The 25,683-nt window shown below is 54.0% G+C and carries 22 protein-coding genes and 2 tRNA genes; 19 read left to right on the top strand and 5 right to left on the bottom strand.

The features are described 5' to 3' along the window. The first annotated feature begins 263 nt into the window (after positions 1-263). The 5 genes from ABFZ83_RS09215 (at position 264) to eda (ending at position 8,071) form a co-directional block, all read left to right on the top strand. Entirely contained in the window at positions 264-2,981 is a 2,718-nt protein-coding gene (locus ABFZ83_RS09215) for a TonB-dependent receptor domain-containing protein (RefSeq protein ID WP_411816257.1), read from the top strand. A gap of 200 nt (positions 2,982-3,181) precedes the next feature. Then, on the top strand, positions 3,182-3,649 hold the full coding sequence (locus ABFZ83_RS09210) for a GNAT family N-acetyltransferase (RefSeq protein WP_411816256.1): 468 nt from the start codon (positions 3,182-3,184) through the stop codon (positions 3,647-3,649). 409 nt (positions 3,650-4,058) lie between these two features. After that, a complete protein-coding gene (gene zwf / locus ABFZ83_RS09205; RefSeq protein WP_411816255.1) occupies positions 4,059-5,546 on the top strand; it encodes a glucose-6-phosphate dehydrogenase in 1,488 nt (495 codons plus the stop codon). 54 nt (positions 5,547-5,600) lie between these two features. Then, positions 5,601-7,424, top strand: coding sequence for a phosphogluconate dehydratase (gene edd, locus ABFZ83_RS09200; protein ID WP_411816254.1), 1,824 nt, complete (start codon positions 5,601-5,603; stop codon positions 7,422-7,424). Further along, positions 7,424-8,071 (top strand): bifunctional 4-hydroxy-2-oxoglutarate aldolase/2-dehydro-3-deoxy-phosphogluconate aldolase, encoded by a 648-nt coding sequence (eda, locus tag ABFZ83_RS09195; RefSeq protein WP_411816253.1) that lies wholly within the window; start codon positions 7,424-7,426, stop codon positions 8,069-8,071. The genes edd and eda overlap by 1 nt, the downstream gene beginning before the upstream one ends. A 39-nt stretch (positions 8,072-8,110) precedes the next feature. Here the strand turns inward: eda and yaaA are convergent, their stop codons facing one another. Together yaaA and ABFZ83_RS09185 are read right to left on the bottom strand one after the other, a co-directional pair. After that, on the bottom strand, positions 8,111-8,914 hold the full coding sequence (gene yaaA, locus ABFZ83_RS09190; RefSeq protein ID WP_411816252.1) for a peroxide stress protein YaaA: 804 nt from the start codon (positions 8,912-8,914) through the stop codon (positions 8,111-8,113). 30 nt (positions 8,915-8,944) lie between these two features. Continuing rightward, complete coding sequence (locus tag ABFZ83_RS09185) at positions 8,945-10,372, bottom strand: FAD-binding oxidoreductase (RefSeq protein ID WP_411816251.1); 1,428 nt, start codon at positions 10,370-10,372, stop codon at positions 8,945-8,947. A 174-nt stretch (positions 10,373-10,546) separates the two neighbouring features. On the opposite strand from ABFZ83_RS09185, the gene ABFZ83_RS09180 reads away from it, so the two are divergent. Beyond that, positions 10,547-11,353 (top strand): class I SAM-dependent methyltransferase, encoded by an 807-nt coding sequence (locus ABFZ83_RS09180; RefSeq protein WP_411816250.1) that lies wholly within the window; start codon positions 10,547-10,549, stop codon positions 11,351-11,353. A gap of 6 nt (positions 11,354-11,359) precedes the next feature. After that, positions 11,360-12,475, top strand: a complete 1,116-nt coding sequence (locus ABFZ83_RS09175; RefSeq protein ID WP_411816249.1) for an FAD-dependent oxidoreductase — start codon at positions 11,360-11,362, stop codon at positions 12,473-12,475. Positions 12,476-12,481: 6 nt separating this feature from the next. On the opposite strand, the gene ABFZ83_RS09170 is transcribed toward ABFZ83_RS09175, so the two are convergent. Further along, the gene (locus ABFZ83_RS09170) at positions 12,482-13,447 is read right to left on the bottom strand and encodes an L-threonylcarbamoyladenylate synthase (protein ID WP_411816248.1); all 966 of its coding nucleotides are present in this window, start codon (positions 13,445-13,447) and stop codon (positions 12,482-12,484) included. 88 nt (positions 13,448-13,535) lie between these two features. Next, complete coding sequence (locus ABFZ83_RS09165) at positions 13,536-14,138, bottom strand: outer membrane protein (protein WP_411816247.1); 603 nt, start codon at positions 14,136-14,138, stop codon at positions 13,536-13,538. 344 nt (positions 14,139-14,482) lie between these two features. On the opposite strand from ABFZ83_RS09165, the gene ABFZ83_RS09160 reads away from it, so the two are divergent. From ABFZ83_RS09160 to ABFZ83_RS09145, 4 genes are all read left to right on the top strand, one after another. Next, positions 14,483-16,273, top strand: a complete 1,791-nt coding sequence (locus ABFZ83_RS09160) for an acyl-CoA dehydrogenase (protein WP_411816246.1) — start codon at positions 14,483-14,485, stop codon at positions 16,271-16,273. 259 nt (positions 16,274-16,532) lie between these two features. Continuing rightward, on the top strand, positions 16,533-17,207 hold the full coding sequence (locus tag ABFZ83_RS09155; protein WP_411816245.1) for a hypothetical protein: 675 nt from the start codon (positions 16,533-16,535) through the stop codon (positions 17,205-17,207). Between the two features lie 68 nt (positions 17,208-17,275). Next, positions 17,276-17,695 (top strand): GFA family protein, encoded by a 420-nt coding sequence (locus tag ABFZ83_RS09150; RefSeq protein ID WP_411816244.1) that lies wholly within the window; start codon positions 17,276-17,278, stop codon positions 17,693-17,695. A gap of 82 nt (positions 17,696-17,777) precedes the next feature. Further along, positions 17,778-18,689: an HNH endonuclease gene (locus ABFZ83_RS09145; RefSeq protein ID WP_411816243.1), complete on the top strand. Its 912-nt coding sequence runs from the start codon at positions 17,778-17,780 to the stop codon at positions 18,687-18,689. 42 nt (positions 18,690-18,731) lie between these two features. Here ABFZ83_RS09145 and ABFZ83_RS09140 read toward each other — a convergent pair. Further along, positions 18,732-18,808, bottom strand: a tRNA-Pro gene (locus ABFZ83_RS09140). 304 nt (positions 18,809-19,112) lie between these two features. Here ABFZ83_RS09140 and ABFZ83_RS09135 point away from each other — a divergent pair. From ABFZ83_RS09135 to ABFZ83_RS09100, 8 genes are all read left to right on the top strand, one after another. After that, positions 19,113-19,187 (top strand) — tRNA-Gln (locus ABFZ83_RS09135). Between the two features lie 348 nt (positions 19,188-19,535). Further along, positions 19,536-20,504: a DUF3450 domain-containing protein gene (locus tag ABFZ83_RS09130; RefSeq protein ID WP_411816242.1), complete on the top strand. Its 969-nt coding sequence runs from the start codon at positions 19,536-19,538 to the stop codon at positions 20,502-20,504. A 33-nt stretch (positions 20,505-20,537) separates the two neighbouring features. Beyond that, positions 20,538-21,914: a MotA/TolQ/ExbB proton channel family protein gene (locus ABFZ83_RS09125; RefSeq protein WP_411816241.1), complete on the top strand. Its 1,377-nt coding sequence runs from the start codon at positions 20,538-20,540 to the stop codon at positions 21,912-21,914. 42 nt (positions 21,915-21,956) lie between these two features. Further along, positions 21,957-22,490, top strand: a complete 534-nt coding sequence (locus tag ABFZ83_RS09120; RefSeq protein ID WP_411816240.1) for a MotA/TolQ/ExbB proton channel family protein — start codon at positions 21,957-21,959, stop codon at positions 22,488-22,490. Between the two features lie 4 nt (positions 22,491-22,494). Further along, positions 22,495-22,917, top strand: a complete 423-nt coding sequence (locus ABFZ83_RS09115) for an ExbD/TolR family protein (RefSeq protein ID WP_411816239.1) — start codon at positions 22,495-22,497, stop codon at positions 22,915-22,917. 53 nt (positions 22,918-22,970) lie between these two features. Next, entirely contained in the window at positions 22,971-23,381 is a 411-nt protein-coding gene (locus ABFZ83_RS09110; RefSeq protein WP_411816238.1) for an ExbD/TolR family protein, read from the top strand. 11 nt (positions 23,382-23,392) lie between these two features. After that, a complete protein-coding gene (locus ABFZ83_RS09105) occupies positions 23,393-23,992 on the top strand; it encodes an energy transducer TonB (RefSeq protein WP_411816237.1) in 600 nt (199 codons plus the stop codon). A gap of 91 nt (positions 23,993-24,083) precedes the next feature. Continuing rightward, positions 24,084-25,667 (top strand): tetratricopeptide repeat protein, encoded by a 1,584-nt coding sequence (locus ABFZ83_RS09100; RefSeq protein ID WP_411816236.1) that lies wholly within the window; start codon positions 24,084-24,086, stop codon positions 25,665-25,667. Positions 25,668-25,683: the final 16 nt, after the last annotated feature.

Raw genomic sequence — 25,683 nt, 5'->3', positions numbered from 1 at the left:
CAACCTTGTGTACCAGTCTAATTGGCAAGCGGGGAGGGGATAATGGCGATTAAAAGCAAGCATTTGTGCCATTTTATTGGCGAATGCTACGTTATAGACCGTCATTTCGATGTTGCCAAAATGGCACAGCAATTATCTGTGCGCTTAAATTGGTCTATTCCTGTTTGACTGATCTGCGCATTGGTAGCAATATGGTATCATAAATCCGCCTTTGCAACCACTGCTGGCCGCAACAGGCAATAGCTCATAGGAGGGACCACGGCTTGTTGAAATCTAAACTTACATTATCGGGGGCGGCGAGTATTTTGCCATTTTTGGCGCTCGGGTTGGCCCCAGCGCACGCGCAGGGCGAGCAAGCGAGCCAGGCGCAGGATACTATTGTTGTTACTGGTAGCCGTATCGAACGTAGCGGCCTGACATCACCGACGCCGGTGACATCAATCGGCGAACAACAGATCAAAACTGATCGTTCTGTTGTCATCGAAGATATTTTCCTCCGCCTGCCTCAAGCCGGCGGTGGTGCGAATGCAACCGGTGCTGCGGTTGGTGACTCCCTCGGCTCCTCAACGATTGACCTGCGCGGTCTTGGTCAGAACCGCACGCTGGTCCTCGTCAATGGTACGCGCGCTGTTCCGTTCAGCTTCCGTAATGCGGTGGATACGAACACGCTCCCAACCGGTCTCATCAAAAATGTAGAGGTTCTAACCGGCGGTGCCGCAGCGATTTACGGTGCGGATGCTGTGGCTGGTGTCGTGAACTTCATTCTCGACGACAGCTTCGAAGGCCTTGAGATGTCAGTATCGGGTGAGGTGCCAAGCGGCGGCGGCGAATCAATTTCTGCCGACCTTAAAGCGGGCGCTGAAATCGGCGATGGTCGCGGTCATGTTGTCGGTTATCTGGCCTATACGGAGCGTTTTGAGCTCTTGGCGGGCGAGCGCGATTTCACATCGGGCACGGTTACGGCGGTGCCTTCTATCGGCGGTAACTTCACCGATGTTGCCAGCGGCAATTTCTTTGCCTTTGACAATAACGGCGCGTTTTCAACCGAACGTCAGACTTTTGATGCGACGCCTGATCGTTTCTTGATCCAGCCGATGCAGCGTTTCCACGCTTCGGTTCTGTTCGACTATGAAGTCCTCGACAATGTCGAAGTTTACGGCCGTGCATTCTACACCGACATGAAAGTGACCGGTGCGGGTGGTAGCGGTCAGACGCCAATCAGCGTCAATGAAGAAGTTACGATCTCAGAGACCAACCCCTTCATTCCTGCTGAAGCATTGCCGCTGCTGACTTTTGTGGGCGGTGAGGCGACAGTGAATGTCGAGCGCAATCTCGGCCTCGGCCTTCAGCGCACGGTCACAAGCCGCGATACATTCCAGCTTGTTGGTGGTATCCGCGGTGATATTACCGATAACATTTCTTGGGACATGTACACCCAGTATGGTCGGTCAGAAGAAAATGCGACCGTCTTTGGTAATGCGATCCGCAATGACAGCAGCGGCAACAGCCGCTTTGGCGCAATCGCGGACACGGTAGACATTTTTGGTCCGGATGCTGACTTCAGCGATTTCGGCACGGAAATCCTCTATCAGGACCGTACACGTGATCAGTTGGTGGCTTCGTTGATTATCTCCGGTACGACGGCAGATGTCTTTGAATTGCCAGCGGGCCCGATCGGTTTTGCCGGCGGTTATGAATATCGCGAAGAAACCGGTTCAGCTGTTCCGGGAATTGCGGTGCAGAATGGTCTCGGCTTCGGTCTTGGCAGCGTGTTGTCACTCGACAATGCGAGCTTCGACACAAACGAAGTCTTTGGCGAGGTGCTGGTTCCATTGCTGGCTGACCTGCCATTCATTCAGCAGTTGAATTTCGAAGGGGCGTTCCGTCACTTTGATTTCTCAACAACGGGCACAGGTAATGCTGACAAATTGGGCGGTACATGGGTCGTCAACGATCAGATCCGTTTCCGCGGTCAGCGTCAGACAACGGTTCGCTCACCAAACCTTGGCGAGTTTGCCGGACCGGAAGTGCAGCTTTCGCTGTCACTCTTTGACCCAACAAGCCCTGACTTCATTCCGCGTCTTGGCGGTCGTTTCGACGGCGACCCTTGTCTTGATGGACGTGGCGATGCAGCACAATGTGCGGCCCAAGGTGCAGCAGCGCCCGGCACGCCATTTGATACAAGCGCTGCAATCTACAGCTTTGGCGGTAACCCGAATATCGATACGGAAAAAGGCGAAACCATTACCGTTGGTATGGTCCTCACGCCAGATTTCTATCCGGGTTCAAGCCTGACCGTCGATTATGTTGATATTGAAATCACCGATGCGGTCAGCCAGATCCAGCCAATTGCGGCGCTAACAAACTGCTATATTGATAATCCGACCCCGGATAACCCGCTTTGCGGCGCGGTTCTCCGTGATCCGGTAACGGGCTTGATTAGTCAGGCGCTGGTGAACGATTTCAATCTGGCAAGCTTGAAGCAAAAGAGCATTGACGTAGCGCTTGTATTGCCGCTCGATATTCTCGGCGAGCCTGGTGAAGCATTCCAGCTGAACTATCAGGCAACCATCGTGACGGATTACACCCGTCAGGCAAACGCAACAGTCGATGCTGTCGATTGTAAGGGTACGTTTGGTGGTTCATGTTCTGGTGACTTCGCTAGCTTCCTTCAGCAGGACTACAAGCACCGCACCGATCTGAACTGGGCGCAAGGCCCATTCGCGGCGCAATTCTCTTGGCGCCGGATCGGCGGCGTTCATAACGCGCTTGATGAAGCGGATACCATCAGCTCACAGAACTATTTCGACCTGACTGGTGTCTATGACGTGACTGAGAATGTAACGGTCACTGCAGGTATCAAGAACCTCTTTGATAAAGAGCCACCATTGCCGCTGGCCGGTGGTAACTTCTTCGGTACCGTCAGTGAGTATGACGCTGTCGGACGTTCATTCGGTGCGTCGGTGCGCGCGCGCTTCTAAGTTTCGCAATGCGAAACGTCACTGATCGCGATCAGTGCAACGATTGACCTGATTGCTCCCATTTCCTCCCAGGGAGCAAGATAGGAAAATGAAGGGGAAAGGGACCGTTTGGTTTCTTTCCCCTTTTTTTATTTGCCGTTATTGTGTTGCGCTTACGATCAAGTCAGTGATCGTGGCAATTCAAATTGGATGTTGGTGTTATGCATGATCTGCTCGTCCCGCTTTATCGGTTGCCCGAAGCACCGCCAGTGCCATCCGGTATTTTGATCCGTCAGGTTTTTCAGGCAGAGCTTAAAACGGCGACCGAGTGGGTCCGTCAGGAATTCAGCGACGGCTGGGCGACAGAGTTTTCCTATGCCGCCAATCTTTCGCCGAGCGCCGCCTATATCGCACTTTCCAATGAGGCCATCATCGGGTTTGCCTGTTTTGATGCGGCGGCGAAGGGGGTTTTTGGTCCTACCGGCGTGGCTGAGGCCGGACGCGGCCGGGGCGTGGGGACTGCGTTACTCTTCCGGGTAATGACGGATATGCGTGCTGCGGGCTATGCCTATGCGGTGATCGGGGCCGCAGGGCCGATCGAATATTATGAGCGCGTTGTTGGCGCGGCGCGCATTGATGGCGGGGCACCGGGGTTTTTGGGATCGCTCGTTAAAAAACCAAAAGAGTAATAGCCAAAGGGCTGCACAGTCTCTGTGCAGTACGGTTTGGGGTCGCGAGATCGGCCGCGCCACTCTGGTTTCGCCTATTTTTTCAATGCCAATAAAATACCAATAGCAAACAGCTTTCCGCCAACGAAATCAGTCACTTTTGTGAGAAACTGCAGTAAAATAGCCGTAATTAGCGAAAATCTGGTAATTGCGCACGGATCTCCGGCTTGCTGATGTAGATAAATGGTATTATATTGGTTTCTGTTTTCAGCGAGGAGCGGAGAGGGCCCATATGCGTGATTTTGGTTCGTCGCTGCTACCAAAAAGGCGAATGCTGGTCGCCACTTAGCCGACATTCCCACCATCATTCTCGATCAAAATGTTGGTATACTGAGTATAAATGATGAGCGAGTACAAAGAGTTTTAAGGCATGGAAGAAATATCATCTGCTGCGCAGTTCATTCCGGTTGATGCTTTCGATATCATTATTTTCGGTGCGGCGGGGGATCTTTCATTGCGTAAGATCATCCCGGCCTTGTTTCACCGTTGGCGCGATTCGCAGATCCCCGATGCCTCGCGCATTGTCGGTGTCTCGCGAACGGAAATGGATGACGAGGCGTTTCGTAAGCTCGTTTATGATAGCTATCGTAAATTCAATCCGAATACGGAAATCGCAGCAGAGGAATGGACGCGCTTTTCGAGCCTATTACATTATCGCGCGGTGAACGCCGCGGACGCTGAAGCCGATTGGTCTGGCCTTTCGGCATTGCTGGAACAGCGCCGCGATAATCTACGGGTTTTCTATTTAGCGCTGCCACCCAATATCTATGGTGCGGTTGCGGCAAATATTGATAGCGCGGGATTGAAAGCGCCGGACGCCCGCATTGTGCTTGAAAAACCTATTGGGAAGGATCTTGCCTCCGCCCGCGCGATCAATGATGGCGTCGGCGCTGTGTTCGCGGAGAAAAATATCTTCCGTATCGATCATTATCTGGGCAAGGAGACTGTCCAGAACCTGATCGTTTTACGGTTCATGAATTCAATTTTTGAACCGATCTGGAATGCCAATGCGATTGATCACGTAGAGATCACGGTCGCAGAATCGATCGGTTGTGAGGGGCGGGCGAGTTATTATGACACGGCCGGGGCCTTGCGCGATATGGTCCAGAATCATTTGTTGCAATTGTTGTGTCTGGTGGCGATGGAGCCGCCGCTTAACCTGAACTCCGACACGGTCCGCGACGAAAAGATAAAGGTTCTTAAGGCGCTCCGGCCGGTCAAGCTGAGGGATATTCGCAATATCTCTGTTCGGGGGCAGTATGCGTCCGGCGCGACCGACGGCGAAGTCGTTCAAAGCTACGAAGCGGAATTAGAGCGCGGCAGCAACACCGAAACTTTTGTGGCGCTTAAAGCCAATCTGGATAATTGGCGATGGAAGGACGTGCCGTTCTATTTGCGGACGGGCAAGCGCATGTCGGGCCGCCATTCGGAAATCGTTGTGCAGTTCAAAGATGTCGCCCATTCCCTGATTAAGGATGGTGCGCCGCCGCCGCCGACCCGCATGGTAATCCGCCTACAGCCGGACGAGGGCGTTAAATTGCTGCTGACCACCAAAGACCCCGGGCCGGGCGGTATGCGTTTGCGCTATGTGCCGCTTAACCTGTCCTATGCAGATCATTTCGAAGCGCGTTACCCGGATGCTTATGAGCGGCTATTGATGGCGGTTGTGCGGGGTGATCTTGCCCTTTTCATGCGCCGCGACGAAGTCGAAGCGGCGTGGCAATGGGTGGATGGTATTCTTGCGGCATGGGAAGCCGATGAAACCCCGGTTCATAAATACCCCGCCGGGACAGATGGCCCACCACAAGCGGCGATGTTGCTTGATCGTGATGGCCGCGAATGGTGGGCGGGCAAATGAGGCGCGCCCTAAACCTGATCGCCTTGGCATGTTGAGCACCAAAAGGAATAAATCATGAAGCTTCATGAAACCGTTGCGCGCGTTACCGATCGTATCCGAGAGAAAAGTCGACCAACTCGCGAAGCCTATTTGTCTCAAATGAATGCGGCGGCGAGCGAAGGGCCACATCGGACAAGCGTCTCTTGCGGAAATCTTGCGCATGCCGCGGCGGCTTGTTCGGTGGCGGACAAACATAGCCTCGCGAGCGGCGAAGGCCCTAATATCGCGATTGTCAGCGCCTATAATGATATGCTCTCGGCGCATCAGCCGCTTGGGGCCTATCCCGACATAATCAAGGCGGCCCTCTCCGACATGGGGGCGACGGCGCAAATTGCGGGCGGCGTGCCGGCGATGTGCGATGGCGTGACCCAAGGGCAGGCGGGAATGGATCTTTCTCTATTCTCGCGCGATGTCATTGCGATGGCGACCGCGGTTTCCCTGTCGCATAATGTTTTCGATGGCGCGCTGATGCTTGGGGTTTGCGATAAAATCGTCCCCGGTCTTTTCATCGGCGCAGCGCGATTTGGCCATTTGCCAATTCTGTTCTTGCCCGCCGGACCAATGCCGACCGGGCTATCGAATGATGAAAAAGCGCGGGTGCGTCAGGAATATGCGGCAGGCAAAATCGATCAGGCCGAATTACTCGCTGCCGAAAGCGCCAGCTATCACAGCCCCGGCACATGCACCTTTTATGGCACGGCAAATTCCAATCAAATGTTGATGGAAATCATGGGGCTGCATATCCCGGGATCGGCTTTCGTTAATCCCGGAACGCCGCTGCGTACCGCAATTGTCGAAGAGACAGCCCGGCAAGCGGCAATGACAACAGCGCTAGGCGATCAGTATACCCCGTTTTCAAAGGTAATTGACGAGCGTTCCATCGTGAATGCGATTGTGGGGCTTCATGCCACGGGCGGATCAACAAACCATACAATCCATCTCATTGCGATGGCCCGGGCCGTCGGCGTGGTCATTGATTGGGATGATTTTTCTGATCTGTCGGCGGTAACGCCACTGCTCGCGCGTGTCTATCCGAATGGGTCTGCGGATGTGAACCATTTTCACGCAGCCGGCGGTATCGGCTTTATCATTCGCGAACTTATCGAAGCGGGCTTGATCCATGATGATGTGTCGACCGTGGCGGGGGCGGGGCTTTATGCCTATACGCGCACGCCGCGCCTCGATCAGGGGCAACTGGTCTGGGATGCCGCCGACAAGACCCCGCGAAACCCAGAAATCGTCCGTAACGTGACAGACCCCTTCAGCGAAACAGGGGGCCTGGTCGTTCTAAACGGCAATATTGGCCGGTCGGTCATCAAGGTTTCTGCTGTTAAGAAGGAAAACCAAATCATCGAGGCACCAGCCATCGTGTTTTCATCGCAGGCCGACCTCATGGACCGGTTTAAGCAAGGCGAGCTTGAAAAGGATTTCATTGCGATCATTCCGTTTCAGGGGCCAAAGGCCAATGGCATGCCCGAATTGCACAAACTCACGCCGCCATTGTCGGTTCTGCAGAACAAAGGCTTCAAGGTCGCGCTGGTCACCGATGGCCGTATGTCTGGCGCGAGCGGCAAGGTACCTGCGGCGATACATATGTCGCCCGAAGCCATGGATGGCGGCGCAATCGGCCAGATCAGTGACGGCGACATTGTGCGTCTGGATGCAACCGCAGGAACGCTTGAGGTGTTGCAGGTCGATTTGTCGGCGCGGGAATCGGTGACGCGCGATCTTGAGCCGGAACGCCGGGGAACCGGACGTGAGCTATTTGCAGGTATGCGCAAGCTTGTGACCTCCGCCGAGACCGGCGCGATGACATTTGAATTGTCGGAGAACGCATAATGGATAGCATGAAGCAGATACTCGCCGAGGCCGTTGTGATGCCGGTCTTTCAGATCAGCGATCTGAACCATGCAGCACCGCTTGCACATGCGCTAAAGGCCGGCGGCTTGTCGGTGATTGAATTGACCATGCGGACACCGGAAGCGGTCGCTGCCCTGCCGCTCATGAAAAAAGCCGTTCCTTCACTGACGATTGGGATGGGCACCGTCACGTCTTTTGACGATCTCAATCGCGCCTTGACCGCGAAACCGGATTTTCTGGTGACGCCGGGCTGCTCGCCGAGTTTGATTGAGCATTTATTGAAACAAGCGCTGCCCTTTCTGCCGGGGGTGGCAACCCCCAGCGGCGCAATGATCGCGCGGGAGAAGGGTGTTGAGGCGATGAAGTTTTTCCCGGCGGAGGCATCGGGCGGTGTGGACTTTTTGAAGTCTCTTTACGGCCCGCTGCCGGATATTGTGTTCTGTCCGACCGGCGGCATTACCTTGGAGACCGCGAAAAATTATCTCGCGCTTCCGAATGTGCCCTGTATTGGCGGGTCATGGATTGCGCCAGCGCACCTCATTCAGCATGAAGATTGGGACAGCATCACCGAAAACGCATCGCTCGCAGCGGGGTTGGCCAAAGCCCGTAACGAAGCTGCGGCTTAAGCCAAGCCTTGTTACGGTGTGCCCAATCGGAAAGCGTGCTTAGCTGCGCTTTTTCGGCGGGTTTTTGGCCGGTGGCTGCGGCCGGGTGAAAAGCCACGTGTCATCGCTCGATTGGTCCTTCTGGAATCGATAACCCTCGACATTGAATTTCTTGAGGTCATTCGCATCGTCGATTTGGTTTTCGACCGCCCAACGGGCCATCAAACCGCGCGCGCGTTTCGCATAGAATTGAAGCTGACGCAGCTTTCCGTCTTTTTCTTCTTTGAAGGTCGGCGTGATCACCGGTGCCTTTAGTGCCGCGCGGTCAACGGCGGAGAAATATTCGTTCGAAGCGAGGTTCACGACGGTTTTGTCTTTGTGCCCTTTTAGGGATTTGTCGATCTCTTGAGCGATCTGGCTACCCCAAAATTCATAGAGGTTTTTGCCGCGTGTATTTTTAAGCCTTGATCCCATCTCAAGCCGGTAGGGCTGAATCGCATCAAGGGGCCGCAATAATCCGTATAGGCCGGAAAGGATGCGGATCTTGTCCTGCGCGCGCCTGAGGTCGTCCGCAGAAAGGCTATTGGCATCAAGCCCGAGATAGACATCGCCATTAAAGGCGAGCGCCGCTTGTTTCAGGCTCTCGCTTTTGCCGTCCGGGCTGAAAGCCTGAAAGCGTTCATAATTGAGATCCGCAAGTTTTTCGGAAATCCCCATCAGGGTCTTGATCTTTGACTTTGTTAAGGTCGCTGTCGTTTCAGAAAGTTCTGCGGTGTCTTTTAAAAACACAGGTTTCGTCGCCCTTGGGGCCGCCGGGGCCGGGTCGAAATTCATGTTCTTCGCAGGAGACAATAATATCAGCATGCGGGGCAGCGTCCTTCGTGTTGAATGTGGCTAGAGCATCTTACCGGGATTCATGATCCCTTGGGGATCGAGCGCTTTTTTAATGGCGCGCATCATTTCCATCTCGACCGGGCTTTTTCGCGCGGCGAGGTCATCACGGCGATGGCGGCCAATACCGTGCTCGGCAGAAATCGAGCCGTCAAAGTCGCCAATCACATCATAGACCGCCTGTTCAATGGTCTCGCGCTGATCATCAAGCGCATGTTTGTCTGCGCCTTCTTCGGCAAGAATATTGTAGTGAATATTCCCGTCGCCAATATGGCCAAAGGTTACAAACCGCGCCGTGGGAACGATCTTTTTAACGGCCGCATTCGCCTTTTCGATAAAGGCGGGAATATCATTCGTGCTGACAGAAACATCATGCCGCGCGCCTAGTCCTTCGCCCGACGTCGCCTCAGAAACAGAATGGCGAATATGCCAAAGGTTTTGCGCCTGCGCTTCATTTTCGGCGATGGTCGCATCACGGATGATAATTTTTTCTAACGCATCAGCCAGCAGTGCTTCGACGGACTCGCGCAGGCCCGCATCTGTCGGTGCGCTTGAGGTGAACTCAGCCAACACATAAACTGGATGACGCGCGTTCAGCGGATCGCGCGTATTGGGAATGTGTTTCAGGGTCAAGTCGATACATAACCGATACATCAACTCAAAGCTTGAAACATTACCGCCCGTTGCCGCTTGCGCCAGCGACAATAGTTTGACGACATTATCCGTATTATCGAGGCCCGCGCAGATCGTTACTTTCTGTGCGGGAAGGGGAAAGAGCTTCAAGACCGCGCCAGTCACAATCCCCAGCGTGCCTTCGCCGCCGATCAGCAATTGCTTTAAATCATAACCGGTATTGTTCTTACGCAGACGTTTTAAGCTGTTCCAGATTTCGCCATTGGGCAGGACGGCTTCGATCCCAAGGACCAGATCGCGCATATTCCCATAGCGCAACACATTCACGCCGCCCGCATTGGTCGAAATCACGCCGCCAATCTGGCAGGTGCCTTCCGAGCCGATGGAAAGCGGGAAAAACCGTCCGGCCTCGCGCGCGATTTCTTGCGCTTCGGCGAGGGTCAGGCCCGCATCAAGCGTCATCGAATTATTCAGCGGCTCGACCGCGCGAATGTTGCGAAGGCGTTTGAGCGATAAAAGAATTTCATTGCCGAGCGGGATTTGCCCGCCCACAAGACCGGTATTTCCGCCCTGGGGGGTGATGGCGATTTTGTGTTTCGCGCAGATTTTGACGATTTCGGAAACCTCTTGCGGCGATGCCGGCGCGACCACCAGCGGCGTCGTGCCCTGCCACCGATTGCGCCGTTCCGATATAAAAGGCGTGGCATCGTCGCCTTCGACAATGCCCTTCGGCCCGACAATGGCGCGAATAGCGTCGAGTTGTTCGGCGGTCGGCGCGCTGTGCGTATCGATGGTCATCGCTTCGGTCCTCTGTCCCAATTGTCTAGTGACCGTGGCCCGGCGGTTCAAGCGGACAAAATGGCTTATCTTGCCAAAGCCGCGCAGGGATTCACTTTTGCCAACGCCCCTAAAGACGATTAACAATGCAAAATCGGATGGATTGAGCGGAGGTTGCTCATTCGGGGAGGCGTTATGGCTGGCGTAATTTTCAAGTCCTTTGCATTGGCCGGATTCGCAAGTGCGGTTCTGTTGGGCTGCTCGCCGGATCAAACGACGACCCCGGCGGAGCTTGCGGAAAAACCCGATGCCAGCGACCGCGCTATCGATGCGGCGCTCGCCAGTCGCCAACGCCCGGTCGAAGACCGCAGCGACGATGATTTGCGCAAGCCGGAGAGTGTCCTGTCATTCATCGGGATCGAACCGGGCATGACCATTTTCGAAATGGAAGCCGGGCGCGGCTATTACACCGAGCTGTTCTCGCGCCTTGTGGGGCCGAATGGTCAGGTCATCATGCAAAACCCGGCGGCGTTTGACAGTTTTCTGGGTGACGTCGTTGAAAAACGACTTGCGAATAACCGGCTTGCCAATGTGCGGGTTTCAAAGTCACCCTTTGATGATCTTGATGCGGAAGATGCGTCGGTCGATATCGTCACCTGGATTTTGGGCCCGCATGATCTTTACTTTACGCCCAATGGCGGCACGTCGCTGGGCGATCCGGTCGAAACTTTCGCAGAGATTAAACGCATTTTGAAACCGGGCGGCACATTTGTTGTGATCGATCACCGGGCGGCGGTGGGGTCACCGCCGACCACCGGCGGCACCGTTCATCGGATTGACCCGGCGATCGTACTCAATCTCGCGACGGAACAATCATTCGATTTTGTTGGGGAAAGTGATGTCCTTCACAATAGCGATGATGATTACAATATGAATGTCTTCGATGCGTCGGTTCGCCGAAAAACCGACCGCTTTATTCTGAAGTTCCGAAAGCCAGAGTAATCCGCCTTGAGCGATACAGATATTTTGATTGTAGGGGCAGGGCCAACGGGGCTTGCCTGTGCACTGGAATTATCCCGGCGCGGTATAAAACCGCGCATCATCGACAAGGGGGATGGTTTCACCCCCGAGGCAGAATCCCGCGCCCTCGGCATCAATAATCGCAGCTTGCAATTGCTGGCCCCCTCTGGCGTGAGCGCGGAGCTATTGGCGCAAGGCATTAAGGGCGAGCGCATTCGCGTAAGGAATGAAAAGGGCCGCGATGTCATCAGCGCCGGTTTTGATCATCCCGGCGCGCTCTATCCGTTTATTTTAATTTTGCCGCAGGGCCGGACCGAGCGGATTCTCGCCGACGCGCTAAAGCAATATGGCGTTGCGGTGGAATGGAACCGGGAAGTGATCGCCGCCAATGGCAACCCGAAAAAGCCTGTTCTCGATGTGAATGCACCGGACGGGTTAGAGAGCATTCGCGCCAATAAAATCATCGGGGCGGACGGGGCGAGTTCCTCCATCCGCAACGGGTTTGGTTTTTCCTTTACGGGCGACAGCTATCCGACGGAATTTAGCCTTGTGGATATTGAAACCGAAAAGCCACTGGATGCCACTGAGATGGTTGTGGATTTTTCCGGCGGGCACCTGCTTGCGCGAATTCCGTTGGGCGGGAATGTTTTTCGGTTTATTTCTCCGCATACAGATATAAAGCGCATTTTGCCAAAGGATTTGGCGACGGGCCGCGTGATTTGGCAATCATCATTCCACATTAATTTCCGTCATGTCGAAAAAATGCAGCGCGGGTCTGTTTTTCTGGCCGGTGATGCGGCCCATATCCATTCGCCGATCGGCGCGCGCGGGATGAATTTGGGAATCGAAGATGCCTGTTGGCTTGCCTGGATGATCCACAAAAGAACCGAAGCCAATTATTCGAAACTGCGTCTGCCGCATGTGCGTATGGTCATCAAGCAAACCCGCCAACAAACGGATGCTTTGCTACATCTTGGTGGTGTCGGGCGTTTTGCACGCGATCATCTTGCCAATATATTTTTGAAAATCCCTGCCTTCAAGAAACGCGCGCTGACCCGCGTCACGGGCCTCGATACGCAAGATCCGCCGTGGATCGAAGATTAGAACGCGTTATTCGCGCGGGGCGGCGGCGCGGGAGAGGCGGTCATTGATTGCTTCGCCAAGGCCGGTGACGGGGATAGGCGCAGCGGCAATGGCGCTTAGTCCGTGTTCTGCACAGAGCGCATCAAGCTGGCGAAGATAGGCGAACAAATTCGCTGCGGCCTCGTTCAAATCACCGCTTTCAGACAGGTTAAGGGCATAAGGCCCATTGGCGTTTGTTGGGCCGAACCCGAGAAAGGCTTCACCGTCTTTTGGGGCAGATTGATTAAGCCGCAATTCAACACGCGGTGCGTAATGGCTTTTCAGCATGCCCGGGGCTAGCGGCATATCGGCCTGTTGCGGCGCGACCAGCGGTTTGCCGATGGCTTTTTCAATCGCCGTGCGATCAATTCCGCCGGGCCGCAACAGGGAAACTGATTTCCCGGCCACGAGGACAATTGTCGATTCAAGGCCAATCGAGCACGGCCCGCCATCAAGGATAAAATCAACCTTGTCGCCGAGGGATGTTTTTACATGATCTGCCGTGGTCGGACTAATCGAGCCTGATCGGTTCGCGCTTGGCGCGGCGAGGGGGCGTCCGACCTTTTTGATGAGATCGCGCGCCAGTTCATGCTTCGGCATGCGCACTGCAATCGTATCAAGCCCCGCGCTGACCAATAAAGACACCGGGCTTTCGGCGCGGCGCGGCAGGACCATGGTCAGCGGTCCCGGCCAGAACGCATCGGCCAGTTTTTGTGCCAGCGGGCTGATGATCGCGTGTTGCGCGACCATGTCCATCGACGCCACATGAATAATCAGCGGATTGAATTGTGGGCGGCCTTTGGCCTCGAAAATGCGGGCAACGGCGCGGTCATTGGTTGCGTCCGCCGCAAGGCCGTAAACAGTTTCCGTCGGCAAAGCCACAAGCCCGCCGCGAAGGATAATGTCAGAAGCAGCGGTAAATTCTTTTGAGCGCGTTGAAATCATGACGCGCATATAACACCCTGTGCGCCATTCGTCTTGTATCAAAAAAGGGCGCAATGAAACATTGCGCCCTTTCGTGGAGGAGGGATCAGCTGACGATTTAGAAGCTACGTGACAGCACAAGGTTCAGGCTGTGCGAGTCATATTCGGTCGCCAGGCTAGCACCCGCGTCCGTAAGCGTAGCGGTGTCTGCATCGAAATAACGATATTCGATACCGGCATCGATTTTCTCAGTAAGGTTCTTCTTGACGCCGCCAAAGGCCTGATAGGCAAACACGGTGTCATGTTCGCCCGCACCGCCAATCCGGGCAGCACCGGCACCGGCACCGACATAAGGTGTAAAGCCGGCATAGCTAGGCGCGTTGAAAATTGCGTTGCCCATGAAGCTGAGAGAATTGATGTCGTCATCGCCATCAAGGGTGATGCCGCCAATCGTTCCGCTTTCGACTTCGTTTGTGCGATAGGCGATTTCACCTTCGACGCTGAAGAATTTGTTCAGGTTATAACCATAGGCACCGCCGACGACGAAGCCTGTATCGGTGTCATATTCGCCAGCGCTTGTACCCGTGCCGGGGATGTCGAGGGTGAAATCGTGGTCGCTACCGTAGATGGCACCGCCGAAAATTTTACCATAGGTTTCTGCTTGTGCGGAGCCTGCCGCGGTTGCGCCGATCATAGCGGCTGCAATCATTATTTTACGCATTGGGTTTCTCTACTTTACGGGCGGACCACTCCGCCCCGGTCACGCCGAGATGCCTATCGCCGTGATTTTTTTCAATCGGGATTTCGACGAAATGTGCCCGTTTCACGCCGACGTGAAACTTCGAGAGCGAAATGAGAAAAACTCTTACAGAACGGTAATTTAGGTAATATTGCTGAGAGTTAATCTAGGGCCGTTTTTAAGGTGATGTCGAAGCTGGAGTAGCGCCCAGCCGGCTGTCCCAAATCGGGACGCGCAGGAATTTTGAGATGCGTCACTGGCGTCTGCTATTTCATCTTCGCAAGTGCGGCGTAATCCGGCATAAAGCGTCAAAAAGGAGCTAAGAGATGACATTTCAGACCCCCATTCGCGATATGCGTTTCCTACTTGATCATGCCGCAGGATTTGGGGTGCTGGAAAAAACCGGGGCCTATCCCGAACTGTCAGAAGATCTCGTCGCTGCCATTCTCGAAGAAATGGGTAAGTTCTGCGATCAGGTCATTGCGCCCCTCAACGAGGTCAGTGACCGCGAAGGGGCCGTCCTTGAGAATGGTGTCGTCCGCACCAGCCCCGGCTATAAAGAAGCCTATCAGCAATATGTCGAAGGCGGCTGGTCGTCGCTGGCCTTCCCGGAGGAATTTGGCGGACAAGGCCTGCCATCGACATTGGCGGTGGCGCTGGTTGATGCGCTCAACGCGGCCTGTATGTCATTCGCGATCGGCACGACCCTGACCACCGGTGCGGTCAAAGCGATTCTTCATGCCGCGACCGACGAACAGAAAAAGCTCTATCTCGAAAAAATGGTGACCGGCGAATGGACCGGTACGATGAACCTGACGGAGCCCTCGGCCGGGTCGGATTTGTCGGCGGTGCGCGCAAAGGCCGAACCGGTCGGCGACGGCACCTACAAGATCTCGGGCCAGAAAATTTTCATCACCTATGGCGATCACGACATGACAGACAATGTCATTCACCTCGTGCTCGCGCGGCTTCCCGATGCGCCCGAGGGGACGGCCGGTATTTCGATGTTCCTCGTCCCGAAATTTCACGTCAACGAAGATGGCTCGCTGGGTGCGCGCAATGATGCGCATTGTATCAAGCTAGAAGAAAAAATGGGTCTGCATGGCAGCCCGACCTGCGTCATGGCCTTTGGTGATAATGGCGATTGCATTGGCACCTTGCTCGGCGAAGAGAATAAGGGCCTGCGCAATATGTTTGTGATGATGAACTCGGCAAGGCTCGATGTGGGCATGCAGGGCGTCGGCATCGCAGAGCGCGGTTATCAACGGGCGCTGGCCTATGCACAGGATCGCAAACAGGGTCGGGCACCGGGTGTCAAATCAGGCGAGATGATTGCGATTTACGAGCATCCCGATGTTCAACGCATGGTCTATTCCATGAAAGCGCTGACCGATGCCTCGCGCGCGATCTGTTATGCGAATGCGGTGGCTTATGACCTCGCGCATTCATCGCCCGACGAAGAAACCCGCCAAAAAGCAAAAGCCTTGGAGGGCCTGCTGACGCCAATTTCAAAAGCGTGGTCAACCGACCGCGCCAATGAAGTCACGTCGATCGGCGTGCAGGTGCATGGCGGCATGGGCTATATCGAGGAAACCGGCGCGGCCCAGCATATGCGCGATGCGCGTATCGCGGCGATCTATGAAGGCACTAACGGCATTCAGGCCATTGACCTTGTGGGCCGCAAGCTACAGGGCGATGGCGGCGCGGCCGTAAAAGATTTCATTGCTGAAGTCCGGTCAGAAGCAAAACTGTTAGAAGCGGCGAACCGCGATGACCTGACCCATATCGGTGCGCGGCTTCTCGCGGCGGCGGATGCACTGACCGCGTCTACCGAATGGTTGCTCGACGCTGCCGGTAAAGATCAGGCGGCGGTGCTTGCGGGCGCAACGCCATATCTCAAGCAATTCGGAAATGTGGCTGGCGGCTATTACCTCGCGCGCGGGGCCAAGGCTGCGGCGCTTTACATCAATGAAGGCGAGGACCGCGATTATTATGAAGCGAAAATCGCCATCGCGCATTTTTACGCGGATAATTACCTCACCGAAGCGGTTTCTGTTACGGATAGCGTAACGGCGGGCGTGTTGCCACGGCTCGATCCGGAAAAGCTAAGCGCCTAATTTAACTATGATTTTTTTTCGCTGATATCGACTTTAGGACTTGTACAGAGTTTCTAGTTGGTGATAGTAAAAAATTTCTAAAGCATTTCTATACATTTCACCCTCTTTGGGGGAGGTGCTGTTTCGGCAGCATGTGTAGAAACGGTCAGGCGTAAATTTCGCTTGGCCTCTTCTGTTTTCGGGCGTCTTGGCGCGGGGACAGGTAATGGTGAAATTGGCGGGTTATATTTACCCGCTTTAGTATGAGTGTGGGGACACAATGAAATTCTCTAAGATATTTGCCGCCGCCGGCATGATGGCGGCTGCGTCTTTTTGCGCGTTATTCTCTTCCGCAAGTGCAGCGACAGTTGGAATTGAAACAACCTATCGCGTTTCGTCGCAATTCGACGACGGGACACGTGGAGCGGGTTCACCGCTTTTGGTTGAATTGGAGTATGACGACACCGGCATTACGGGTGCCAGCTACACGATCAACGGCTATGAAGGCGCGTTCGACTCCGTATCGATCTCGACCTTCAGTTCTTCGAGCCGTTCAGCTTACGGCCAGCCACAGTCCCAAGGGGTGCGGGTTGAGTTCATTCTTAGTGCTGATGACAATATTCCGCTTAATGTTGACCTACAAGTCATGTCGTTGTTGTTCGCAACAATGCCGGGCGAGGCCACGCCAAGTGTACCGCTGACCGAGGCCGCGTTGGTCGAATTCTTTGCGAATGCAACGACTCAAATGGCGACCGATTACCGCTATTTTGTTCCAAGCGCGAACCGCACCAGATTTTATGTTGGCGGGTTCGATCAGTTCTCGACCTTTGGCAGTGATGCGAACACGGGCGGTACGACCGACCCTGTGCTAGAAACACCTTTACCGGCATCCGGGCTTTTGCTTTTGGGCGGTCTAGGGTTTTTGGGTCGCTTTATGCGCCGACGTAACGCATAATTCCGTAATCGGAATTAAGTGGTTTAGAAAAGGGCCCTGCGGGGTCCTTTTTTTGAAAGGGGGGAGGAATGACAAGAACCGGTGAATGTTTCTGCGGTGGAGTGAAATACCGAATTGACGGCGATGTTTATGGCGCGCGGCAATGTCATTGCTCGCGCTGCCGCAAAGCCTTTAGCGCGCAGGCTAATTCGTATGCTCGTGTGGATGCGGATCAATTTTCATGGATCGCGGGCGAAGATCTTTTGGTGACCTATCCGGCGGGCGGCACAACCGGTAAGCAATTTTGTGGCCGGTGCGGATCAACCCTGTGCGGCATTGTCGAAGGGCGGGTGCATGGCGTCACGCTTGGGTGCCTGAATGATGACGCGGGCATCGACATTAAAGCGCATATTTTTGTGGGCTCAAAAGCACCGTGGGAAGTCGTTCCCGATAATGCTCCGCATTATGATGAATTTCCTGAGGATATATCCCTGCTTGATGTGCGGTAATTGGTTTCTGAAAGGTCAAAACCGCTAGATTGCCGCTTCGCCACAATGCGAAGGTTTTTGGATATAGCGGTGTGGAGGGAATGTGCCGGAAATTGCAGAGCTAACTCATGACCATCTCAATTTGCTTGAATGGTTCGAAAATCATCAAGGGCAAAAATTAGATAAATGGCCTGGACCGATAGGCGAAAAAAGCAATATTTATATCGCGAACAAAGCGAAAGGAATTTGTCGGCCGAAGGGCTTCGAGTATTCGACAAGTTTGAGAATTTCCTATGGTGAGCGTTATGGTGACGGTCCGGATGTTTTCTATGACGGGACTTGGCGTCTACTCTATCATATTGAAATACGTGCCAATCAATCAAACCCCAAGCGTTATGGTACAAATGCTGGAGTAATTAAATGTCGAGATGATGGCGTTCCGATAGGCGTTCTTCAGCAAGTTTCAAAGAACCCCAGCACATACCTTGTGTTTGGTCTTGGCGTTGTAACTGGGATGGTCGGGGATTACTTTATTGTTGAAGGACCAGTTTCGCTCGCAGGGGTAGAGCAAATACCACAGCCGCGCATTGGCATAGACGTGGAAAAAATTCTTTACGATGCGCGGGAGAAGTCACTTTTAGAAGTGTACCGTCGTCAAGGGCAGGGAAGATTTCGAGAAGAATTATTATCCGCCTATAACGGTACCTGCGCCATTTCCGGCTGCCGGGTGGTCGATGTGCTCGAAGCCGCACATATTCTTCCGCATAGGGGGCTTGCATCTAATCGTGTCCAGAACGGAATTCTTCTACGAGCAGATATTCACTCCCTTTTCGATCTTGGTCTTATCGAAATAAATCCTGACACGTACAAATGTTCTGTCGCAGCGAATTTGAAAAATGATTTGCTCTATCAGGCCTATGATGGGAAAAAGCTTTGTTTGCCAAAAAAAGTTGAGTTATGGCCTGATCAAAATTGCCTTCGGCAACTATTAAAAATAAATGCCGCTCGACGTTGATACGATGGCGTCTCGCGATTTCATTTCAATAGAAAACATCGCTGGTCGGAGTGAGAAGATTCGAACTTCCGGCCCCTGCCTCCCGAAGACAGTGCTCTACCAGGCTGAGCTACACTCCGAAATCTTTGCCGCGGCGATCCGGTTCATGACCGGCCTTGACGGGGCCGTCTATATATCGCGCCCCAAAAGGGGGTGCAATCGTGATCGGGGGCGGCTTGGCGAACGGCGACGCTTGCCCGGTTGTATCCGGTTGATATCAGCTTATCCGGCGCGGCAGAACGGCGATTTGGCGTACATTATATAAGGCGCGATATAAGGCGCGGCAAAATTCGTCATATTTTCGCGCAAAACCCCATTGCAACCGCGAGCCGAAAGCGCTATCTCGCCGCTTCCTCTTGTCGGGCGCACTTTGTCCGGCGGTGATGGGGCGTCGCCAAGTGGTAAGGCATCGGTTTTTGGTATCGACATTCCCAGGTTCGAATCCTGGCGCCCCAGCCATCACCCAAAAGAATCAGACTTCAGAATCAGTCATCATTTTAGTTAATGAAAAACAGCGTCATGAAACGGCTCAGTTTCATCGATTTTTTATGCTGTGCACGATGTTTGGGAAAACTTGGGGATCTTTGTTTCACTATCCGTACAAATTTTTCAAAAAAACAAAATTGTTTCGAAAATGGCGTGATTCAACGATTGCAAGGGCGGTCGAGTGTTGTTACAAACTAACGGGGTGTGGATTGGCGCGCGATTATCGTGCGCCGTTTGGTATAGGGTGTTAAAAATCTTGCGACTAAAAGTGCAGGACAGATCAATTGGTCCAGCGGTGTTGCCCTTTGTGGGAAAACGCCGTTGCAATTCGTCGATAAATATATCAATGCTTGTATTCCATTCAGGGCTTGTATTCCATTCAGGGGACGTTCAGGGGTGGTGAATGTTTACCAACAGATTTCCGAAGCGCGGCAACGCGTTTCAAACCGGCGCAGTGACGCGCCATTGGTCCGCGGCAATGGTGCCGTTTCAATTAGCCGCAATATTCCGGTAGGTGAGGCAATTATGAAGAGAACAGCGATTTTGGGTTCAGCGGCAATGGTGCTGGCGGCCTTGAGCGCACCAGCCGAGGCTCAGTTCCGCCCCGCGCTGCAAGAAAGTGAAGCGACTGCGCGTGACACTGCTAAGTCACAACAGCGTATTGACCAGCTAGACGATCAAACTGCGTCACTGCTCAATGACTATCGCGCAAATCTGAAACAGCTCGAAGCAGCACGTCGTTATAATGCGTCATTGACGCGTAATATCGATGCGCAAGAGCGTCAGATTGCTCAGCTCCAAGAAGACATCGTCAATGTCGAAGGTCTTCAGCGCGCAATGCAGCCTTTGATGGAAGACATGGTCACACGCTTTGGTGAGCTTGTGAACGCTGACCTTCCTTTCGAGATTGAGGATCGCTCAGCGCGCGCGGCCCGTCTCGAAGGCGTTCTTGATAACCCAGAGATGTCAGCGGCACAGCGTTACCGCCTGATCGTTGAGGCTTATCAGATCGAAAACGAAAAAGGCCGCACAATCGGCGTCAATCAGTGCACCGTCGGTGACGGCGAGGCAGCACTCTCAGGTGAGTGCCTCCAGATTGGCCGGATCGCGCTTATCTTCAAAACAGAAGACGATTCAACCATGCGGATTTGGGACACAGCACAAGGTGGCTGGACCGATCTTAACCGCAGCTATCTGCAGGACGTGAAATTCGCTCTGCGTATGGCGAAAGAGCAAACCGCGCCTGATATCTTCTTCGCACCGGTCAAGCCTCCGGTCGCGGCGCAGTAATTGGTGGCATCGGTTAAAAGGAAATATGAAGTCATGAAATTCTTCAAACTTGCATCTCTTTCCCTGATCGCCGGCGTTACCGCGGTGAGCATGGATCTTTCAACAGGTATGGCCTCTGCCAACGCCCAGCAGTTGACACTCGATCAGGTTCTTAGCGCGGTCCGCGCTGAGCGCCGCGAAGTCAGCGCCGAGAACAGAGAGCGTGAACAGCGCTTCCTCGCTGAGCGGAACCAGCAGCAAGCCCTTCTTAATCAGGTGCGCCAGCAGGTGACTGCGGCTGCTGCCGAATCCACACGCCTCGAAGGGGTGATGGAAGAAAACAAAAACACGATTGCTGATCTCGATCAGGAACTCGCTTCTAAGCAGGGTGAATTCCAGGAGCTCTTCGGCGCGGCGCGTACGGCTGCTGCTGACCTTAACGCTCAGATCAAAGGCTCAATCATTTCTGCTCAGTTCCCTGGCCGTAGCCAGACGCTGACAGAGCTTGCACAAACAGAAAAACTGCCAACCGAAGAACAGCTTCGCGATTTGTGGGAAATCATGATCCAGCAAATGGCTGAGCAGGGCAAAACAGCAACCTTCCCAGCGGAAATCCGCTTGGCGAATGGTGAGGCTGCTTCTGCTGACGTCACACGCATCGGTCCATTCGTTGCGTTCTCCGACGGCAAGTATCTTACCCTTGATAGCGAAACAGGCAGCTTGAAGTTCCTCGCACGTCAGCCAGCAGGCGACGTAACGGGCGCGGCTTCTAAAGTTGCAAACGCATCTGGCGAAGGCTTTGTCCGCGCCGCGATTGACCCAGCGCTTGGTCAGCTCCTTAACCTCAGCGTTTCTGCGCCGACCCTTAAAGAGCGTATCGATCAAGGCCGCTTCATTGGTAAAGTGATCATCGTTGCTGCGATCCTTGGTTCGCTCCTCGGTATCTACAAATGGGTTACACTGACAATGACAGCCGGTGCTGTGCGTGGTCAGGTCCGCCGCAAGAAAGCGTCGAAATCGAACCCACTTGGCCGCGTCATGCTCGCTTACGAGAACACCAATACCAACGATGTTGAAACGGTTGCGCTCAAGCTTGACGATGCGATCCTCAAAGAGGTTCCAAAGCTCGAAGGTGGCCTCAACCTCATCAAGGTTCTCGCTGCTGTTGCACCGCTACTCGGCCTTCTCGGTACGGTTATCGGTATGATCAACACCTTCCAGGCGATCACGCTCTTCGGTACAGGCGACCCACAGATCATGGCGTCTGGTATCTCTGAAGCGCTTGTTACAACGGTGCTTGGTCTTGTTGCTGCGATCCCGCTTCTTCTTCTCCATGCCTTTGCGTCAGGTGCGTCTAAGCGCGTAACGCAAATTCTTGAAGAACAAGCCGCTGGCATCATTGCTGAGCATGCGGAAGGCGGCCGGGCTTAATAGCCCGGTCCCTCCACCCGACTAGGGAAAGGGGTCTCGAGAATGCTCGAGTTACTAAATCCGGCGATCGCCTATGACGCGCTAATGGATTTCCTTGGCGCAGGCGGCAACGTCCTTCTGATCATCATGTTCGTCACATTCTTTATGTGGGCACTGATAATCGAACGACTGATGTACTGGTCTGGTGCTCATGGCGGCGTTGCCAAACGGGCCCAGCGCGCCTGGAGCGCACGGAGCGACCACAAATCCTGGTATGCTCATGCGGTTCGGGACCGGTTGATTTCCGAAGCCGTTCAAGAGGCCTCGCGGTTCAACAATGTGATCCGCGCCTTGGTTGCGGTCACACCGCTCCTCGGTCTTCTTGGAACTGTGACAGGCATGGTCGAAGTGTTCGACGTTATGGCTGTGACCGGCTCGTCAAATGCTCGTCTCATGGCGGCGGGTATTTCCAAAGCGACGATCCCGACGATGGCTGGCTTGGTCGCGTCTCTGTCGGGCCTGATTTTCATCAACGCTTTCGACCGCAACGTTGAAAAAGCGTCTCACAAAATTTCCGATGAACTGTTGATCGAGTAGCGCAATGAGAAAAAAAGCGACACATACGGGCGATGAAGCAGAAGTAAATATTACACCGCTTCTCGACATCGTCTTTATCCTGCTGATCTTCTTCATCGTGACGGCGACGTTTCTTCGCGAAAAAGGGATCGACATCCGGACGCCGGAGGACAACCCTCCGCAGGATGAAAACACCATTCCACCACCCGCACTTCTTTTGGCGGTTCAGGAAGATGGCTTTGTCCGCGTAAACAATGTGCGTGTGATTGACCCAGGTTCCGTGAAGCCGGTTGTGCAGGAATTCATCGCACGGGAGCCCGAAGGCGTGGTTCTCGTCAGTGCGGCACCAACCTCTGAATCCGGTGTTGCGGTTGAGGTGCTTGATCAGGCGCAGAGCGGCTGTGGTGGGTGTGCGGTGCAGTTGGCATTGCAGAAAGATAATCAATAGGTCGGACCCGCGCTCACGCGCATATTCGACAAGGTTTGTAGGCGGATATTATTATGGCGAGACGTAATTTCTCTCAGTCCGGCGGCGGTGACGACGAAGACGTCAACGTAACACCGCTTCTCGACATCGTGTTCATCATGCTGATCTTCTTCATCGTGACGTCCACATTCGTGAAGGAGCCGGGTGTTGAGGTTACACGTCCATTCGCAGAATCTGCGACTGAGCGTAAAGCAGCGTCAATCATCGTTGCGATTTCGGACCGGGATGAGATCTGGATCAATAAAGAACAGGTTCCGCTCGAAGCTGTGAAAACAATGGTCGAACAGTTGCGTCGTGAAAACCCGAAGGGGACTGCTGTTGTTCAGGCTGATGCGAAAGCCAAGACGAGACTTCTCGTCGAAGTGGTCAATCAAATTCGCTCAACTGGACTCACCGATGTCGCCGTTTCGACGGAAGACGTTTAAGGAAAGAGATTATGGGATCGCTCGTTAGATTGGTTCTCGGCATACCCGGTTCGGTTCTCGTCACTGGTGCGCTGTTCTTGTTCATGGCTGCGATGATTAAGCAGGAAGTTCGTCTTCAGGATGAGAAGGCCGCGGTGAAGATCGACATCACGGCGAAGATCGACGACACTGACTTGACCAGTGCAAACCGGGAATTCAAACGCCCGACGCTCGATACACCACCACCACCGCCACCGGCTGTGAACGACCCCTCAAACCGTCCGGCGCTTGATGGTGTTGCTGCTCAGATCCCTACGATCGAAGCAAATCTGAATATTGGTTCTGGCTTCAACCCGGACCGTGATGCGCAGCCACTGGTTCGTATCCCGCCACAATATCCAGAGCGTTGCATGAGCCGCGCGGATGCGAGTGAGACCGTCCAGGTTCAGTTCGACGTGACACCGGATGGTCAGACCACAAATATTACAGTGGTTGATACAACCAACAGCTGCCTTAATCGCGCTGCGATGCGGTCGGTTGAGCGCTGGAAGTATCAGCCTAAGATTGTTGATAACAAAGCTGAATGGCGCCGTGGTGTTCAAACCAGTGTGACATTCGTATTGGAACAGTAATTCGGGCCGCCCGGTTGACTATAATGCGGCGTTCCGCCGGCTTAACGCTCGAAACTGCCCTAAAGGGGCAACAGACGGCAGGATGATAAATATGCGTGGGAACTATCGTAAGTTTTGTTTTTCGGCTGTCGCGTCGCTCACAGCTGCGTTGATGATGAGCACCGCGCCGCTGCCGGCTGCTGCGCAGCAATGCGACGCGGAAGAGGGCGGGGCCTCGAAAACACTTGACCCTCGGGTCGGTGCCGAAATCCAAAAAATCTATGAGCTGATGCAGAACGAGCAATATGCGGAAGCATTGGCTGGTTTTAACAATCTGATCGCTAATCGCGGCGATTCCATGAAGGCTTATGACAAGTCGACGGTTTACGAACTGCGCGGCAGTGTCAAAGTGAACATGGAAAACTTTGGTGGTGCGCTTCAGGACTTCCAGACAGCGCTTAACGCAAACGGTCTTCCAGCCGCACGGAACAATCAGCTTCGTTACTTTATCGCGCAGTTGAACTTCCAGATGGAACGGTACCAGACAGCGATCACCGGTCTTAATCAGTGGATCAACAATGCGCGGGCTTGTAATGTTGCTGTTGATTCAAACGCATATTACCTACTCGCTGCGGCTTACACGCAGATTTCGCCACCTAATTTCCGTGCGGCGGTCCGTCCTGCAGAGCAGGCGATTGCGGGTATGGACGAGCCGCGCAAAGGGTATTTCGACCTTTTGAACCTCGTTTACTCAGAACTGAACGACAACGCCAAGCGTACGCCATTGCTCGAACGGATGGTCAATATCTGGCCAAACGAACGTAGCTACTGGACGCAGCTTTCTGGCGCTTATTCAGTCATGGGCAAAGACCGGGATGCGTTCTCGGTTCTTGAGGTTGCTTATCGTGCTGGTCTCGTAAAGGCCGAGAACGAGCTTTTGACCCTCATTCAGTATTACTCATTCTTCGATAATCCTTATCGTGGTGCGGTCCTGCTTGAGCGCGAAATGAACGCGAACAACATCAAGCGGAACCAGAAGAACCTCATTCTTCTCTCGCAGCTCTGGAGCCAGGCGCGCGAGCACAAGAAATCAATTCCGATCCTCCGCGAAGCGGCGGGCCAGTCGAGCAATGGTGAGCTATACTATCGCCTCGGCATGGTTCTCTTAGCGGACGAACAATATGCCGCGTCACAACGCGCGCTTGAAAGTGCGATCAACCGTGGCGGCATGGATCAAAAAGACACCGGCGACGCTTGGTTGCTGCTCGGTACTGCACGCTTCTCGCAGGCGGGTCCTGAAGACACACGGATCTGGGCGAGCGCCCGTCAGGCTTTTGTCAATGCGCAGCGTTATTCAAACTCTCGCCGCCGCGCCAGCGACTGGATCACCTATATCGATGCGGTTGTGAACGCGTATTGGGATGGCCGTAAGCTTGAATATCAACAGAACCTTGATGCGTGTAAGGATGATATGGCACGTTTCGAGCGTGACCAGCGTATTCGCGACCTTCAAAACCGCGAAGCGACACCGGAAGAGCTCGAAGAACAGCAGGCGCGCATGGACGAGTGTAAAGCACTCGAAGAAGCGGGTCCGCCAAGCCGGAATAAACCATCCGGACCTGCAAATGACGAAGCAGAGAGTGCACCGGCAGAAGACGCGACTGAAGAAGAAGACGCTACTGCCAACGAGGAATAAGACCGGTCATCGGTTC

Origin of the sequence: Hyphococcus formosus, from assembly GCF_046736345.1 — a bacterium.
Lineage (GTDB): Bacteria > Pseudomonadota > Alphaproteobacteria > Caulobacterales > Parvularculaceae > Hyphococcus > Hyphococcus formosus.
Note: the sequence above shows the minus strand (reverse complement) of the source record. Positions and strands in the feature narration are given on the sequence as shown.